Source organism: Maribacter sp. PR66, assembly GCF_028464205.1.
Taxonomy (GTDB): Bacteria; Bacteroidota; Bacteroidia; order Flavobacteriales; family Flavobacteriaceae; genus Maribacter; species Maribacter flavus.
On the sequence record NZ_JAQPCH010000001.1, the window covers coordinates 74,411 to 89,071 of the forward strand.

Here is a 14,661-nt window from a genome sequence, read left to right on the forward strand (position 1 = left end):
CCTAGTAAAAGCAAGACAAATTAAACCGTAATGGCACAAGATCAAGAAAACTTTAGGGATTCCATTGGAACGATAAACGAAGAAGGGAAAAGAGCATGGGTTTTTCCAAAAAAACCCAGTGGCAAGTTCTACGAGTATCGGAAATATGTTAGTTATTTTCTGCTGGCTTTTTTGTTTGCCGCTCCTTTCATAAAAATAAATGGCAACCAGTTTTTAATGTTCAATGTATTGGAACGCCGTTTCAATATTTTTGGGTTTCCATTTTGGCCCCAGGATTTTCATTTGTTCGTCATTTCCATGATCATCGGTGTGATATTTGTCGCACTGTTTACGGTTGCTTTCGGACGTATTTTCTGCGGATGGATGTGCCCTCAGACCATTTTTATGGAAATGGTCTTCAGAAGGATCGAGTATTGGATCGATGGGGACCGTGGGGCCCAAATGAAATTGGACCGACAAGCATGGGATGCCGAAAAGATTAGGAAAAGGGTATTAAAGTGGTTCATCTTCTTTATCATTTCCTTTTTGATCGCCAATGTATTCCTGGCCTATCTCATCGGTAGCGACCGATTGATCAGGTATATTACGGACGGACCTTTTGAGCACTTAAGCACTATTGTCTCCTTACTGATTTTTACCGGGGTATTCTACTTTGTATTTGCTTGGTTCAGGGAGCAGGTCTGTATCATCGCATGCCCTTATGGTAGAATGCAAGGAGTCCTGTTGGACAATAAATCCATTGTCGTCGCCTACGACCACAAACGTGGCGAAGCGGAAAACGGCCGCAAAAAATGGCGTAAAAACGAGGATAGGGAAGCCCTTGGCTATGGGGATTGTATCGATTGTTTTCAATGCGTGAACGTTTGCCCAACGGGCATAGATATCAGAAACGGAACCCAACTGGAATGTGTCAACTGTACCGCCTGTATCGATGAGTGCGATACCATTATGGAAAAGGTAAATCTCCCAAAGGGACTTATCAGGTATGCAAGCGAAGACGAAATTACCAAAAAGGAGAAATTCAAATTCACACCACGCTTAAAAGGGTACTCCGCAGTATTGACCATTTTAATTGGTGTCTTGGTAGGGATGCTGTTTTTAAGGAACGACCTGGAAGCCAATATCCTTCGGTTACCGGGGCAACTATATGAGCACAAGGAAGGGAACATCATAAGCAACGTGTACACCTATAAATTGGTGAACAAGACCACCAAACCTGTGGAGGACGTTAGCTTTAAGTTGATTTCCCACAAGGGAACCGTAAAACTGGTCCGTAACGAAAACTTTGAGGTTCCCGCACAGGATTTGGCCGAAGGAACGCTCTTTATAGAGATCAACAACGCCGCCGTAAAAAGCGATAAGGAAAAAGTGAAGGTTGGGGTATATAGTGGAGATGAGTTGGTAGAAACTACCCTTTGCTCCTTCATGGCTCCAAGGAGTTATAAATGATAAAAAAATAAAAGATGAAAATTAATTGGGGAACCGGAATTGTACTGGCATTTATAGGTTTTATTGGCTTTATCCTCTTCTTTGTGGTACGGATGAGTACGGACAAACGTGCCAACCATGACCTTGTAACAGAGGATTACTACAGGCAGGAATTGGCCTATCAAAAGGAAATCGATGCCCAAAATAATGCCACTAAGGACATCAATAAATTACAGGTGAGAAAAAGTCCGGATGGACTTGAAATACGTTTCCCCGAAAAAGTGAACCCCAAAGAAATTGAAGGCACAGTGTCCCTATATAGACCATCTAATAAGCAATTGGATTTTGACTTACCCATAAGTTTGTCCAATAACCATTTGCTCATACCTGACAACCGCTTGTTGGATGGTCGCTGGGACATTAAAGTCAGTTGGAACTACAACGGCACGGATTACTTGCATAAGGAAAACATAACCTATTAGAAATCATGCTTCTTTCTGCCCTCATATTAGGTTTTATGGGAAGTCTTCACTGCGTAGGTATGTGCGGCCCCATAGCCTTTATGTTGCCGGTGGACCGTAAAAACAATCTTAAAAAGTTTGGCCAGATCAGCCTGTATCACATAGGTAGGCTACTGGCCTATGGTATCATTGGGTTGGTTTTTGGGCTATTGGGGAAAGGGCTGTATGTCTTTGGAATGCAGCAAAGACTATCCATTGCAGTAGGTATTGTAATGATTCTGTTGGTGCTGATTCCTGCCAAAACCTTAAACAGATTTCAATTGGGACGCCCTGTATACAGGGCCATATCAAAAATAAAAAGCAAATTGGGCCAAGAGTTCAAAAAGAAATCGGCCGATACCTTTTTGACCATAGGATTTCTAAATGGCTTTCTCCCTTGTGGCTTGGTCTATATGGCACTGTTTGGGGCCATTGCCATGGGCGAGGTGGCCCAGGGCAGCCTTTACATGGTGCTTTTTGGACTGGGTACCGTTCCCTTGATGACCACGGCCGTTTATTTTAGTACATTTTTGAAAGGAAACGCGAAGAAACGGATTCAAAAACTGATCCCCGTTTTTGTGGTCCTTATGGGAACGCTTTTCATTTTACGCGGACTTGGATTGGGTATCCCCTACGTCTCTCCAAAACCGGTGACCCAAATGGTATCGGCAGAAATGGAATGTCATCCATGATATAATACTAATGAAGAAACTATCCAATGATATCGTCCTTAGGCCAAGGTTTCAGCTCGAAATTTTGGGAAATAGGGAGCAATTGTTGCGAAAGTTTATCGATTCCAAAAAAGCCCCCTTTCTGGTCAAATGCCTGGACAACCATATCTTCATAAAATACAACAAGGAGACCACCCATTTTGGCTCTCCCCAATTACATTTGGAAATAGATGCCTTGGACGATAGAACATCTAAAATCTATGGTTTTTTTGGTCCTAACCCAACGTTATGGACCTTTTTCATGTTTCTGCATTTTGTGGTAGCCACCCTGTTTATTATTGTGGGTATTTGGGCCTATGTAAGTGCATCGCTCAACAAACCCTACGGACTTCAAGTTGGATTTATGGTATTATTGGTGGTCGTTTGGTTCGCACTCTATACCTTTGGACAAATGGGCAAAAGAAAAGGGAAGCCCCAAATACAGGAACTTTACGCCTTTATGATGGAAACATTGGGGTAGATACAACCCTTTTCCATTGAAAGTCCTATTTTACTAGTATGAGCGATAAGCCGGAAATCAAGACCCGAAAAGATATAGCACTCCTTGTAAACACTTTTTATGAAAAAGTGCGGAAGGAGGATACCCTAGGGCCTATTTTCAACGGAATAATCTCCGATTGGGAGGCTCATTTGCAAATCTTGACCGATTTTTGGGAATCCCAATTGTTCCTTAAAAGAAAGTATACCGGCGACCCGATTAAGGCCCACATTAAGACCGATGATTACATGGGGAACACCATGACCATGGAACACTTTGGTATTTGGCTCAATCTATGGTTCGCTACTATAGACGAGCTATTTTCTGGGGAAACGGCCTGGATCGCAAAAAATAGGGCCCGCAAAATGAATACGATGCTTTTCCTGAAGATATTCGAACATCGGGCGGCCAAATAACCGTTCCTGAGGTTTTCACTTCGGATTTATCGTTTAAAAATTCCTATTTTTAAAACCGACGAATTCAAATTGTAACCAAGCCCTTTTCGATTATGAGCAAGAAAAACACCCGAAGGTCCTTTCTTAAAAAGGCTACCTTGACCTCAGCCACCGTAACAACAAGTCCATTTCTATGGGCCTCAGGATTTGAGGAAAAATTGATATTGAGCAGAAATTACACACCCAAATCCTTTTCGGCCAATGACCGCATCAACTTGGCGCTTATCGGCACGGGAATCCAAGGCATTTATGATACCCAGACCGCTTTGCAGGTGGATGGTGTTCAGCTGGTCGCTGCGTGCGACCTGTACACAGGCAGATTGGAAAGGGCCAAGGAACTTTGGGGGGCATCTATTTACACAACAAAGGATTATCGGGATATATTGAATAGAAAGAATATCGATGCCGTCATTATCGCCACCCCGGACCATTGGCATCAAAAAATCACGATCGAAGCTTTGAATGCTGGAAAGCATGTGTACTGTGAGAAACCCATGGTCCAAAAACCTGAGGAAGGAGAGGCCATCATCAAGGCACAAAAAGAAAGCGGAAAGATTTGTCAGATCGGGAGCCAAGGCATGTCCTCCCTTGGGAATGAAAAGGCAAAACAGTTATACGAAGAAGGGGCCATTGGCGATTTGGTGATGTTGGACATGTACAACGACCGATATTCCGCCGAAGGCGCCTGGCAATATCCCATCCCTCCGGATGCCGATACAAAAACCGTTGATTTCGATACCTTTCTAGGAAAAGCGCCCAAAGTTCCTTTTGAGCCCAAACGCTTTTTCAGGTGGCGAAACTACAGGGACTACGGGACAGGAGTTGCGGGCGATCTTTTCGTACATGCGTTCTCTACGCTAAACCACGTAATCAGTTCCATGGGGCCTAACCGTGCCCTGGCAACCGGCGGACTCCGTTATTGGAAGGATGGCCGGGATGTACCCGATGTTTCCATTACCTTATACGATTATCCTCAAACCGATACGCATGCGGCGTTTAATGCGGCCTTCAGGATCAATTTCATTGCCGGTAGTGGCGGTGGTGGGGGCTTTAAGCTAATCGGTACCGAAGGGGAAATGGAAGTCGGACAAAATTCGGTCACCGTAAGACGTTCCAAACTGAGTATGGTACCCCATGGATACTCCCTGGTTTCATTTACCGAGGAAATGCAGGAAAAGATAAGGGCAGGTTATGATTTGGAAACCTTGGAACCAAGATCGTCTTCCTTAAGTACAGGCACTACCACTTGGGAGGCGGAACGGGATTATAAAGGAGGCCACTATGATCATTTCAACAATTTCTTTACTGCCATTAGGAACAAGGGTTCCGTAATCCAAGATCCAACCTTTGGATTAAGGGCCGCTGGTGCCGCGCTCTTGGCGAATGACAGTTATTATAAACAGCAACCCGTGAACTGGGATCCCGTAAAAATGAAGCTCATATAAAAAAAGGGTGCCTACGCACCCTTTTCAACCAACTAAAAACTGTGATTCCTTGCTTCTAACTAAATCTTAAAGGTGACCACAGGTAGCGTTGCATGGTTAGCAATGTCCTCCCCTATGCTGCCCATAAAGAAATGGGAAAGTCCCTTTCTACCATGGGTGGGAACCCCGATCATATCGGCATTGCTCTCCATTCCAAAATTCAGTACGCCCCGTTCCACGTTATAATCGTTGTAGATGGCGATCAATAGTTCAAACCCGACCAGCTCGCAAAAGGATTTTATCCTCTTTTGTATTTCTGCGGTGCTTAAAAAATCGTCACCTGGGGTGTTGATATAGACCAATTTTAGTTCCGCCGAAAAGCTGTCAGCGATGTACTTGGCCCGTTGTAGGGCATGGATATTTTCATTTTTGAGATCACAGGCAAATACAATCTGCTTCGGATTAAAATCGGATATTTTGGATTTGATGACCAAAACGGGGATATCAGAATTTCTAACCACTTTTTCTGTATTGGAACCTACGAACATTTCCTTGAGTCCGTCCGCACCCTGGCTGCCCATCACAATCAAATCCACATCGTTCTCCTCGGCAACTTCGCTGATCTCACCAAAGACCTTGTAGTGCTTTATAATCGGCTCAACCTTTACACCTTTCAAATACGGTTTGTCCAAGAATTCATTCAATCGCTTTTCGGCCAATTTTATCAAAAAGACCGTCTGTTCCGGGTGGAAACCTTCGGTGGAGGTAAGCATTGCCTGATTCAATTCCAGCATGTGCAGCACGTACAGCGTGGCATCGTGTTTTTTGGCTATGGAAGCCGCTACCTCAAAGGCATACTCGGATATTTCCGAAAAATCTATGGGAACTATGATACTTTTCATTTTTACAAGATTTAGGTTAAACAATCAAATGGTCATGGAGAACAATCGGGTCTCCGGTGTTTTTTCGTGCAATTTCAAATCGAACGCCATACATATATTACGAACAAATGGACGCCCCTTTTCAGTGACCCGCAGTTGATATTGGGTCATTTCCAGAAGTCCGTCGTCCTGCATCTCCTTCAACCTGTCCATCACCACAGGTAATTCCTTGAACTGCATGGACTCCTGGAACCAAATAGTTTCAAGTTGACACATTAAGTTAAGGATATGTTTTCTGATGATCCTATCCTCATCGGTTAAAATGTGGCCTCTGAAAATGGGTATGATGTTATTCTCCACCAAGTGCTGATATTCTTCCAGGCTTTTGACATTTTGGGCAAAACCGTACCAACTATCGCTAATACTGGAGGCTCCCAGACCTACCATCAATTGGGTCTTGGAAGCGGTGTAACCCATAAAGTTCCGGTGCAGTTTGCCATTTTGCATGGATCGATACAGACTGTCCGTATCCAAGGCGAAATGATCCATCCCTATTTCCGTATACCCGGCCTTAGCCAGTTCCAGTTTCCCTGCTTCATACTGTGTACGCTTTTCCTCGGCGGACGGCAGATCGGTATCCTTATAACCACGCTGACCGTTTCCCTTGAGCCATGGTACATGGGCATAGCTATAAAAGGCCAATCTATCCGGCTTTAGGGTTTTCGTTTTTTCTATGGTTTCGAGTACGTGTTCCAAGGTTTGGTGGGGTAACCCAAAAATGATATCGTGACCTATGGATGTATACCCAATTTCCCTGGCCCAATCCGTAACGTTCTTAACATTCTCAAAGGATTGCACCCGGTGGATGGCCTTTTGCACGGTCTCGTTGTAATCTTGTACACCATAACTCACACGTCTGAACCCAACATCGTACAGCGCCTTAAGGTGCTCCTTGGTCGTATTGTTGGGATGGCCCTCAAAACTAAATTCGTAATCCTTTGCCCTATCGGCCCTTTTAAAGAGTCCGTTGATAAGCATTTGAAGGTTCTCCGGACTAAAAAATGTAGGGGTACCTCCTCCCAAATGGAGTTCCTTGATAATCGGCCTTTCATCGAACAACTCCAAATAAAGGGACCATTCCTTCAACAAGGTGCGTATATAAGGCACCTCAACATCATGTCTTTTGGTGATGCGCTTATGGCACCCACAAAACGTACACATACTTTCACAAAAGGGAAGATGGATGTATAGACTGATGCCTTCCTTGGAATTCGATTCGGAAAAACTCTGTTTCACGGTCGCTTCCCATTTTTTGCCGGAAAACGAATGAATATCCCAAAAAGGTACAGTTGGATAACTGGTATACCTGGGACCCGGAATATTATATTTTTGAATAAGATTGCACATAGTTGGTTTGAATATGGTACAAAGCTACTCCCTGTGCATACCAAAAAATATGATAATTGTCAGTTTGGAATACCCATCTTGGCCAATAAGCATACTTTGGAAGAAATAAGTAACTTCATGGGGAATCCTAAACTGTTCGCCTATTTCTTCCCCGCTATTTTCATCACAATCCGTATTTTTGGACCTTAAAATTTAAAATCATGACATTACTTTTAATGGCCGCAGGAAGCGGAAGTAGATATGGAAAACTGAAACAGTTCGATGATTTGGGCCCCAAAGGGGAATTCCTAATGGAGTTTGCCATCTACGATGCACTACAGAACGATTTTGAACAGATCGTGGTCATCACCAAAAAGGAAAATGTGTCCTTTTTGGAGGAATATTTAAGTGAAAGATTGCCAAAAAACATTAAAATAAATGTACTGGCCCAGGAATTGACGGATCTGCCCGATGGTGTAGATTACAAAGGTGACCGTCAAAAACCTTGGGGAACCGCACACGCGGTATGGACGGCCAGAAATGTCATTGACGGACCTTTTGTGGTCTTGAATGCGGACGATTATTACGGACAGGCCGTTTATAAAAAGGCTGCCGACTTTATAAAATCCAATAATGAGGCATACGCCCTTCTGGGCTACACCCTAAAGGATACCCTATCCGAACACGGTTCCGTGTCCCGAGGTGTTTGTAAGGTTGAAGGAGATAACTTGGTTTCCGTAAACGAACGGTTAAAATTGGTTCAAAAAGGCGACAAAATCGTTGATGAGGACACCGGTCTGGAATTTACGGGCGATGAACAGGCCAGTATGAACTTTTGGGTTTGCAGGCCTTCCATTTTTGAAAAGATAGATGCCGAGTTGAAGGTATTCCTACAGGACGAGAACAAAATCGCATCCAGCGAGCTGTATCTGCCCTTCATGATCCAAGAGATGCTGCAAGCTAATGAAGCCGAGGTGAAATGTATCCCCTCCGGCGCGGAATGGTTTGGGGTAACCTATGCCAGCGATCGTGAAAAGGCCGTGGAAAACCTACAGGCCAAGACCAATGAGGGACTTTACAAGACACCTTTGTGGTAGAAAACTCTTAAAAAATTAAAAAGGCCGGTAGTTGTTGCTACCGGCCTTTTTTGTGTTTTAACCCAAATTATGCTTTAGGACTTCGTCATGAGGGTTCAAAATACAATAAACACACGTGTTTTCTTAAATTTAGCATAGCATCGCTATGGTTAAATTAAAAAACAGCTTAAACAGGGTGTGTTTTTGAAGTAGTTTGAAGCCGTAATAGATTTTCTATTGCATATTTTGGGTTTAAGGATTACCAAAAGGGTTGAAACTAAAAAGAGTCCGACTTTGTGAAGCCAGACTCTTTTACGAGAACACTATATGAAAATGAAAAATTATTTACTTCTTTATTTTGATGTAAATGTAGCAGCTTTCCTTTCGCTCAAGAACTATTTGTTGTGAGTGAAGTGCTATTTGTTGTCAAACCAACTTAAATTGTGGTTTGCCGAAATTTCCTTCAACATAAGCGGCCAATCTCAGCTGATTCTTACTAGCGCTATGGGAAAATAGCTTAACAATCAGATAACTAAATGATAAGTTACACCTAACCGAAATAGCGCGTTAAAGCATCAATTTTGTAGTCGGAGATTTTCTTTGTATGAAACCCTCATCGAGGGATTTTTTAGGGTGAACTATATATCTCACTTAAAGGAAATATTCATTTAGGGATCTCTTATACTTTATATGAACCTGTGAAAATAAGACTGAAACCTCTTACTTCATTTTCCTCAAGTTTTTCAGTAAACTCACCGGTAAGTCTATCCTACTTAAGAAAAAATCACCACCAATTCATCGACCCTTATGAAAAAAAGACCTGTTGATATCGTGGTCATATCAGATGTGCATTTAGGCACCTATGGATGCCATGCCAACGAACTATTGCAATACCTCAAGTCAATTGCTCCCAAGGAAGTTATACTAAACGGTGACATTATTGACATTTGGCAGTTCAGTAAACGCTTCTGGCCCAAATCGCATATGAAGGTGGTCAAATACCTTATGGGCTGGATCACAAAGGGCATCAAAGTGCATTACATTACAGGGAACCACGATGAAATGCTACGAAAATTTACGGGCTTTCAAATGGGTTCCTTAAGTATTGTCAACAAAGTGGTTTTGCCCGTTCACGGTAAAAAAGCATGGTTTTTTCACGGGGATGTCTTTGATGTGACCATGCAGCATTCCAAGTGGGTCGCCAAACTTGGGGCCAAGGGCTATGACTTTTTGATTCTGTTGAACAAGGGTATTAACTTTATCAGCAAACAATTGGGACGCGGACCTATTTCCATGTCCAAAAAAATAAAGAACGGCGTAAAATCCGCAGTCAAATTCATCAACAACTTTGAAACGACGGCCTCTGAAATAGCCATAGAAAATGGCTATGAATACGTTGTATGCGGACATATTCATCAACCCGAAATTCGCAAAATTTCTACGGATAAAGGAGAAGTAACCTACCTAAATTCTGGGGATTGGATAGAAAACCTAACTGCGTTGGAATACAACCACGGTCAATGGGAGCTCTACTCCTTTTACAATGATAAGGGCATACAAAATCAATTGGAGGATCCTCATGAGGAACATCCGGTCCTTGAAAGGGCCGAACTGTTCCAAAGCCTTTTGGATGAATTCAGGACAAGCGGATTGGTAAAACTAAAATAATACGACAGAAGTTTATGCGGGTATTATATGCCATTCAAGGTACCGGAAACGGCCATTTAAGCAGGGCAAGGGACGTAATTCCGGCCCTGCTCGATGAAAATATAGACCTGGATATCCTAATCAGTGGTACACAGGCCGATATAGACTTACCCTATACGATAAAATACCGATGCAAGGGATTGAGTTTCATATTCGGCAAAAAAGGGGGTGTGGATATGTGGAAGACCTACGTAAAATCGAACACCTTGCGATTGCAAAAGGAAATCCGAAGCATTCCGGTCCAGGACTACCATTTGATCATCAATGATTTTGAACCTGTTTCCGCATGGGCCTGCAAACTGGCGGAAAAGCCTTGCTTTAGTTTCAGCCATCAATCGGCCGTACTATCCAACAACGCCCCCAAACCAAAGAAAAAGGACAGCTTGGGTAAAATGATACTAAAGAACTATGCGCCTGGCAGCCATAACTTTGGACTGCATTTTAAATCCTATGACGAGGGTATTTTTACGCCCATTATCAGGGCCGATATTCGTAATGCAAACGTTTACGAGGGGGAACACTACACGGTCTATCTTCCATCCTACAGTGATGGAAAAATCATTCATTTTCTTTCACAAATACCCAATGTAAAGTGGGATGTATTTTCCAAGCACAACAACCGGGAAACGGTCACCAAGAATTTGAGCATACGCCCCATTACCAATGAAGCCTTTGTGCAAAGTATGGCCACTAGCAAGGGTGTTCTATGCGGGGCAGGTTTTGAAACGCCAGCGGAAGCACTTTATATGCAAAAGAAGCTACTCGTAGTTCCTATGAAAGGTCAATATGAACAACAATGCAATGCGGCCGCTTTGCAGGAAATGAACATTCCCGTCATAAAATCCTTAAAGGAAAAGCACCTGCCCAAGGTCATGGATTGGGTGGAATCCAATAAAAAAATTGAAGTAGATTACCCCAATATTACCAGTGAAATAGTTCAAAAACTACTTCAGAAAAGCTTGCAGGAATAAGTCTCCAAATGACGAAAAAGATTCACTCCTCAGATTTTGGCAAGAATTTTATTTGGGGGGTCTCCACGGCCGCTTTCCAGATTGAGGGGGCCCATGACAAACATGGCAAAGGGCCCTCCATTTGGGACGTTTTTACCTCGAGGAAGGGAAAAATTCGCGGAAACGATACGGCCAAAACCAGTTGTGATTTTTACCACAGGTACAAGGAAGATATCTACCTGATGAAATCCTTGAATATCCCAAATTTTAGGTTCTCCATTTCCTGGAGCAGGATATTGCCTATGGGCACGGGTAAAATAAATACGGAGGGAATTGCCTTCTACAATAGGGTCATCGACTATTGCCTGGAACAGGACATAACTCCTTGGATCACTTTATACCATTGGGACCTACCCCACGAGCTTGAGTTGAAGGGAGGATGGACCAACAGGGAAATCCTGGATTGGTTCGAGGAATACACTAAGGTTTGCGCCCAATCCTTTGGCGACCGGGTCAAACATTGGATGGTACTGAACGAACCTATGGTGTTTACCGGCGGTGGCTATTTTTTGGGAGTCCACGCCCCGGGAAAAAAAGGAATGCGCAATTTTCTTCCTGCCGTTCATCACGCGCAATTGTCTCAAGCGGTTGGGGGACGCATGATTCGAAAATGGATTCACGATGCAAAAATTGGAACTACATACTCCTGTTCCTACATTGTACCAAAAAACAAATCACCAAGGAACATCAGGGCGGCAAAAAGGGTGGATGCCCTTTTAAACCGACTCTTCATAGAGCCCGTCCTAGGTCTGGGCTATCCCGAAAAAGATTTGCCGATCTTAAAAAAACTAAAGCCTTTTATCCTACCCGGGGATATGGGAAAAAGCCAATTTGAATTTGACTTCATCGGCATACAAAATTATACGAGGGAGGTCGTACAACACAGTTATTTTATACCTTATATCAGAGCTAAAATCATTGAAGCACCGAAAAGAAAGGTAATTACCACGTTGATGGATTGGGAAGTATATCCACCCAGTATCTATGAAATGATACGCAAATACAGTGAGTATTGTACTATGCCGAATCTTATCATCACCGAGAACGGGGCCGCATTTCAGGATACGTTCACGGAGGGAAAAATAAAGGACAAGAAAAGACAAAAGTTCCTTAAGGACCACTTGGAGCAAGTGCTAAAAGCCAAAAAGAAAGGCCTAAACGTTCATGGATACTTCGTGTGGACGCTCACGGATAATTTTGAGTGGGCCGAAGGCTACCACCCCGGTTTTGGTTTGGTCCATGTCGATTTTAAAACGCAAAAACGCACCGTGAAAAAATCGGGAAAGTGGTATAAGACCTTTTTGGATGTACGCAATTAGTCATATATACAAACTATAATGTCAGGTCAAGCGCAGTCGAAACCTCATTTTAAAAGCATTAGGTTCAATTACTTCTCGACTGACCGTTGTCCAGGCTCAATAAAGGCTGCTCGAGGTTACACTGGATTGTGATATAATGGAGAATCCAAAAAGTCTTTTGAAGGTTTCCCACTTATTGGATACTTAAAACAAAAAAGCCGATGCTCCCATCGGCTTAAGCTAACTAACTCAAAAAATTACATGAATCTTAATTACACGCAGGGCAAAAATAAGATCCTATTTTTGAGGATATGTTAAGATAACCTAAGCAATTTGTTATCTTATTTAAAGGCCTGATGCCCCGTAATATCCGCTCCGGTAATCAAGAGATGAATATCGTGGGTACCCTCATAGGTAATGACACTCTCCAAGTTCATCATATGGCGCATGATACTGTAGTCCCCGGTAATGCCCATACCGCCCAAAACCTGTCTGGCTTCCCTAGCTATGTTGATGGCCATTTCCACATTGTTACGTTTTGCCATGGAAATCTGGGCCGTAGTGGCCCGCCCCTCATTCTTTAACTGTCCCAGACGGAAGGCCAACAATTGGGCCTTGGTGATTTCCGTGATCATTTCGGCCAATTTTTTCTGTTGCAATTGAAAAGCGGCGATTGGCTTGCCAAATTGCATGCGCTCCTTGGCATATCGCAGGGCCGTATCATAGCAATCCATAGCTGCTCCAATGGCGCCCCATGAAATTCCATATCGGGCAGAGTCCAAGCAGCCCAATGGCGCTCCTAGACCCGATTTGTTCGGTAATAAATTCTCCTTGGGCACTTTTACATTGTCGAAAATAAGTTCGCCTGTTGCCGACGCCCTTAGAGACCATTTGTTATGCGTTTCAGGTGTGGAAAACCCTTCCATGCCCCTTTCCACGATGAGTCCATGGATCCTGCCCTCCTCGTTCTTGGCCCAAACCACGGCAATGTCCGCAAATGGCGAATTGGAAATCCACAATTTTGCCCCGTTCAACAGATAATGGTCGCCCATATCCTTAAACTTGGTCTCCATACCGCCCGGATTGGAACCGTGATTGGGTTCCGTTAACCCGAAACAGCCCATCATTTCACCGCTTGCCAATTTAGGTAGGTACTTTTTACGCTGTTCCTCAGTTCCATAGGTATAGATTGGATACATCACCAACGAGGACTGCACGGAAGCTGTGGAACGCACCCCACTGTCCCCGCGCTCTATTTCCTGCATGATAAGCCCATAACTGATCTGATCTAGACCTGCTCCTCCATACTCTTCTGGGATATACGGGCCAAACGCCCCTATTTCTGCTAATCCACCAATAATCTGCTTAGGGAATTGGGCCTTTTGGGCATACGTTTCTATAATGGGGGAAATATCCCTTTTTACCCATTGCCTAGCGGCATCACGTACCAATTTATGTTCATCGGAGAGTAAGTCATCCAAATTATAATAGTCGGGCGCTTCGAATAAGTCGGTTCTCATATATAGGATTTATAAGTGACGTAAAAATATAACATTGTAAAAACAATAAGTTACATTTTTAGATAAAAGTCCTTGGTCAAGGCCACGTATGCTTCGGTATATTCATGCCTTTCCTTTTCGATGGTCAATGTTTCGACTATTGCATCGGCCTTTGTCCTCGAAAATTCTATCAGACTACGCTTTAATGGGGCATCGCTGTGTCCCCTTACGCTACATATCCTCCAGACGTAAAGACCCGAGGTATTTGCCAGTGCGATAAACTCCTCGGTTTCCTTGTAGGGGATTATGACCGAAAACGTACCTCTATCGGACAATAACTTGGAAACACTTTCCACCAATTCCGTAAAGGGCAACGTATCGTTCTGGCGCGCCAAGTCCCTTGAGGTATTACCACTGGATACGGTTTCACTATAAAATGGCGGATTACTTATGATCAAATCATAGACCTCGTCCACTTCATCTACAAACTCGTCCAATCCAGCATGATAGCAGTATAGTCGGTCGCCCCACGGTGAGGCCTCAAAATTTTCGACACACTGTTCGTAGGCATTTTCATCGATTTCAAGGGCATCGATTGTAGGCGCATCGCATCTTTGAGCCAACATTAAGGATAATACACCTGTACCTGCACCAATATCCAAAATGGATTGTGGCTCAAAATCTACGTTCGTCCAAGCGCCTAAAAGGACACCATCGGTCCCAATTTTCATCGCACAACGTTCCTGGTCAATTTTAAATTTTTTAAAGCAAAAAGTTTCCTTCAACGA

General features: G+C 43.4%; 14 protein-coding genes. 10 read left to right on the forward strand and 4 right to left on the reverse strand.

The annotated features are described in order from the left end of the window. The first annotated feature begins 30 nt into the window (after window positions 1-30). The 6 genes from ccoG to PP181_RS00385 all read left to right on the forward strand — a co-directional run bounded on the left by ccoG (window position 31) and on the right by PP181_RS00385 (window position 5,037). A complete protein-coding gene (gene ccoG / locus PP181_RS00360; protein WP_154917296.1) occupies window positions 31-1,449 on the forward strand; it encodes a cytochrome c oxidase accessory protein CcoG in 1,419 nt (472 codons plus the stop codon). A 14-nt stretch (window positions 1,450-1,463) separates the two neighbouring features. Continuing rightward, window positions 1,464-1,910 (forward strand): FixH family protein, encoded by a 447-nt coding sequence (locus PP181_RS00365; RefSeq protein ID WP_272635542.1) that lies wholly within the window; start codon window positions 1,464-1,466, stop codon window positions 1,908-1,910. Window positions 1,911-1,915: 5 nt separating this feature from the next. Then, window positions 1,916-2,620 carry a sulfite exporter TauE/SafE family protein gene (locus PP181_RS00370; protein WP_272635543.1) on the forward strand — a complete coding sequence of 235 codons (705 nt, stop codon included), beginning with the start codon at window positions 1,916-1,918 and terminating at the stop codon, window positions 2,618-2,620. 10 nt (window positions 2,621-2,630) lie between these two features. Next, on the forward strand, window positions 2,631-3,119 hold the full coding sequence (locus PP181_RS00375; protein ID WP_272635544.1) for a GTP-binding protein: 489 nt from the start codon (window positions 2,631-2,633) through the stop codon (window positions 3,117-3,119). Between the two features lie 38 nt (window positions 3,120-3,157). Next, entirely contained in the window at window positions 3,158-3,553 is a 396-nt protein-coding gene (locus PP181_RS00380) for a group III truncated hemoglobin (protein WP_154917299.1), read from the forward strand. A gap of 92 nt (window positions 3,554-3,645) precedes the next feature. Further along, window positions 3,646-5,037 carry a Gfo/Idh/MocA family protein gene (locus PP181_RS00385; protein ID WP_272635545.1) on the forward strand — a complete coding sequence of 464 codons (1,392 nt, stop codon included), beginning with the start codon at window positions 3,646-3,648 and terminating at the stop codon, window positions 5,035-5,037. 59 nt (window positions 5,038-5,096) lie between these two features. Here the strand turns inward: PP181_RS00385 and PP181_RS00390 are convergent, their stop codons facing one another. Both PP181_RS00390 and hemN read right to left on the reverse strand, forming a co-directional pair. After that, window positions 5,097-5,918, reverse strand: a complete 822-nt coding sequence (locus PP181_RS00390; protein WP_138257765.1) for a universal stress protein — start codon at window positions 5,916-5,918, stop codon at window positions 5,097-5,099. 24 nt (window positions 5,919-5,942) lie between these two features. After that, the gene (hemN, locus tag PP181_RS00395) at window positions 5,943-7,304 is read right to left on the reverse strand and encodes an oxygen-independent coproporphyrinogen III oxidase (RefSeq protein ID WP_272635546.1); all 1,362 of its coding nucleotides are present in this window, start codon (window positions 7,302-7,304) and stop codon (window positions 5,943-5,945) included. Window positions 7,305-7,504: 200 nt separating this feature from the next. Here hemN and PP181_RS00400 point away from each other — a divergent pair, with 200 nt between their 5' ends. The 4 genes from PP181_RS00400 (at window position 7,505) to PP181_RS00415 (ending at window position 12,395) form a co-directional block, all read left to right on the forward strand. Next, a complete protein-coding gene (locus PP181_RS00400) occupies window positions 7,505-8,380 on the forward strand; it encodes a nucleotidyltransferase family protein (protein ID WP_246160798.1) in 876 nt (291 codons plus the stop codon). 786 nt (window positions 8,381-9,166) lie between these two features. Further along, window positions 9,167-10,027 carry a UDP-2,3-diacylglucosamine diphosphatase gene (locus tag PP181_RS00405; RefSeq protein ID WP_154917303.1) on the forward strand — a complete coding sequence of 287 codons (861 nt, stop codon included), beginning with the start codon at window positions 9,167-9,169 and terminating at the stop codon, window positions 10,025-10,027. Between the two features lie 14 nt (window positions 10,028-10,041). Continuing rightward, the gene (locus tag PP181_RS00410; protein ID WP_272635547.1) at window positions 10,042-11,037 is read left to right on the forward strand and encodes a glycosyltransferase family protein; all 996 of its coding nucleotides are present in this window, start codon (window positions 10,042-10,044) and stop codon (window positions 11,035-11,037) included. A gap of 8 nt (window positions 11,038-11,045) precedes the next feature. Further along, window positions 11,046-12,395 carry a GH1 family beta-glucosidase gene (locus tag PP181_RS00415; RefSeq protein ID WP_272635548.1) on the forward strand — a complete coding sequence of 450 codons (1,350 nt, stop codon included), beginning with the start codon at window positions 11,046-11,048 and terminating at the stop codon, window positions 12,393-12,395. A 320-nt stretch (window positions 12,396-12,715) separates the two neighbouring features. Here the strand turns inward: PP181_RS00415 and PP181_RS00420 are convergent, their stop codons facing one another. Both PP181_RS00420 and PP181_RS00425 read right to left on the reverse strand, forming a co-directional pair. Then, entirely contained in the window at window positions 12,716-13,894 is a 1,179-nt protein-coding gene (locus PP181_RS00420) for an acyl-CoA dehydrogenase family protein (RefSeq protein ID WP_272635549.1), read from the reverse strand. 50 nt (window positions 13,895-13,944) lie between these two features. Continuing rightward, on the reverse strand, window positions 13,945-14,658 hold the full coding sequence (locus tag PP181_RS00425) for a tRNA1(Val) (adenine(37)-N6)-methyltransferase (RefSeq protein WP_272635551.1): 714 nt from the start codon (window positions 14,656-14,658) through the stop codon (window positions 13,945-13,947). Window positions 14,659-14,661 lie beyond the last annotated feature (3 nt).

Bases quoted from the DNA above. Each gene is read 5' to 3' on its own strand.
- PP181_RS00405 (WP_154917303.1), top strand. From the start codon at position 9,167: ATGAAAAAAAGACCTGTTGATATCGTGGTCATATCAGATGTGCATTTA.
- PP181_RS00375 (WP_272635544.1), top strand. From the start codon at position 2,631: ATGAAGAAACTATCCAATGATATCGTCCTTAGGCCAAGGTTTCAGCTC.
- PP181_RS00390 (WP_138257765.1), bottom strand. From the start codon at position 5,918: ATGAAAAGTATCATAGTTCCCATAGATTTTTCGGAAATATCCGAGTAT.
- PP181_RS00385 (WP_272635545.1), top strand. From the start codon at position 3,646: ATGAGCAAGAAAAACACCCGAAGGTCCTTTCTTAAAAAGGCTACCTTG.
- PP181_RS00365 (WP_272635542.1), top strand. From the start codon at position 1,464: ATGAAAATTAATTGGGGAACCGGAATTGTACTGGCATTTATAGGTTTT.
- PP181_RS00415 (WP_272635548.1), top strand. From the start codon at position 11,046: ATGACGAAAAAGATTCACTCCTCAGATTTTGGCAAGAATTTTATTTGG.
- PP181_RS00410 (WP_272635547.1), top strand. From the start codon at position 10,042: ATGCGGGTATTATATGCCATTCAAGGTACCGGAAACGGCCATTTAAGC.
- ccoG (WP_154917296.1), top strand. From the start codon at position 31: ATGGCACAAGATCAAGAAAACTTTAGGGATTCCATTGGAACGATAAAC.
- PP181_RS00370 (WP_272635543.1), top strand. From the start codon at position 1,916: ATGCTTCTTTCTGCCCTCATATTAGGTTTTATGGGAAGTCTTCACTGC.
- PP181_RS00380 (WP_154917299.1), top strand. From the start codon at position 3,158: ATGAGCGATAAGCCGGAAATCAAGACCCGAAAAGATATAGCACTCCTT.
- PP181_RS00400 (WP_246160798.1), top strand. From the start codon at position 7,505: ATGACATTACTTTTAATGGCCGCAGGAAGCGGAAGTAGATATGGAAAA.
- PP181_RS00420 (WP_272635549.1), bottom strand. From the start codon at position 13,894: ATGAGAACCGACTTATTCGAAGCGCCCGACTATTATAATTTGGATGAC.
- hemN (WP_272635546.1), bottom strand. From the start codon at position 7,304: ATGTGCAATCTTATTCAAAAATATAATATTCCGGGTCCCAGGTATACC.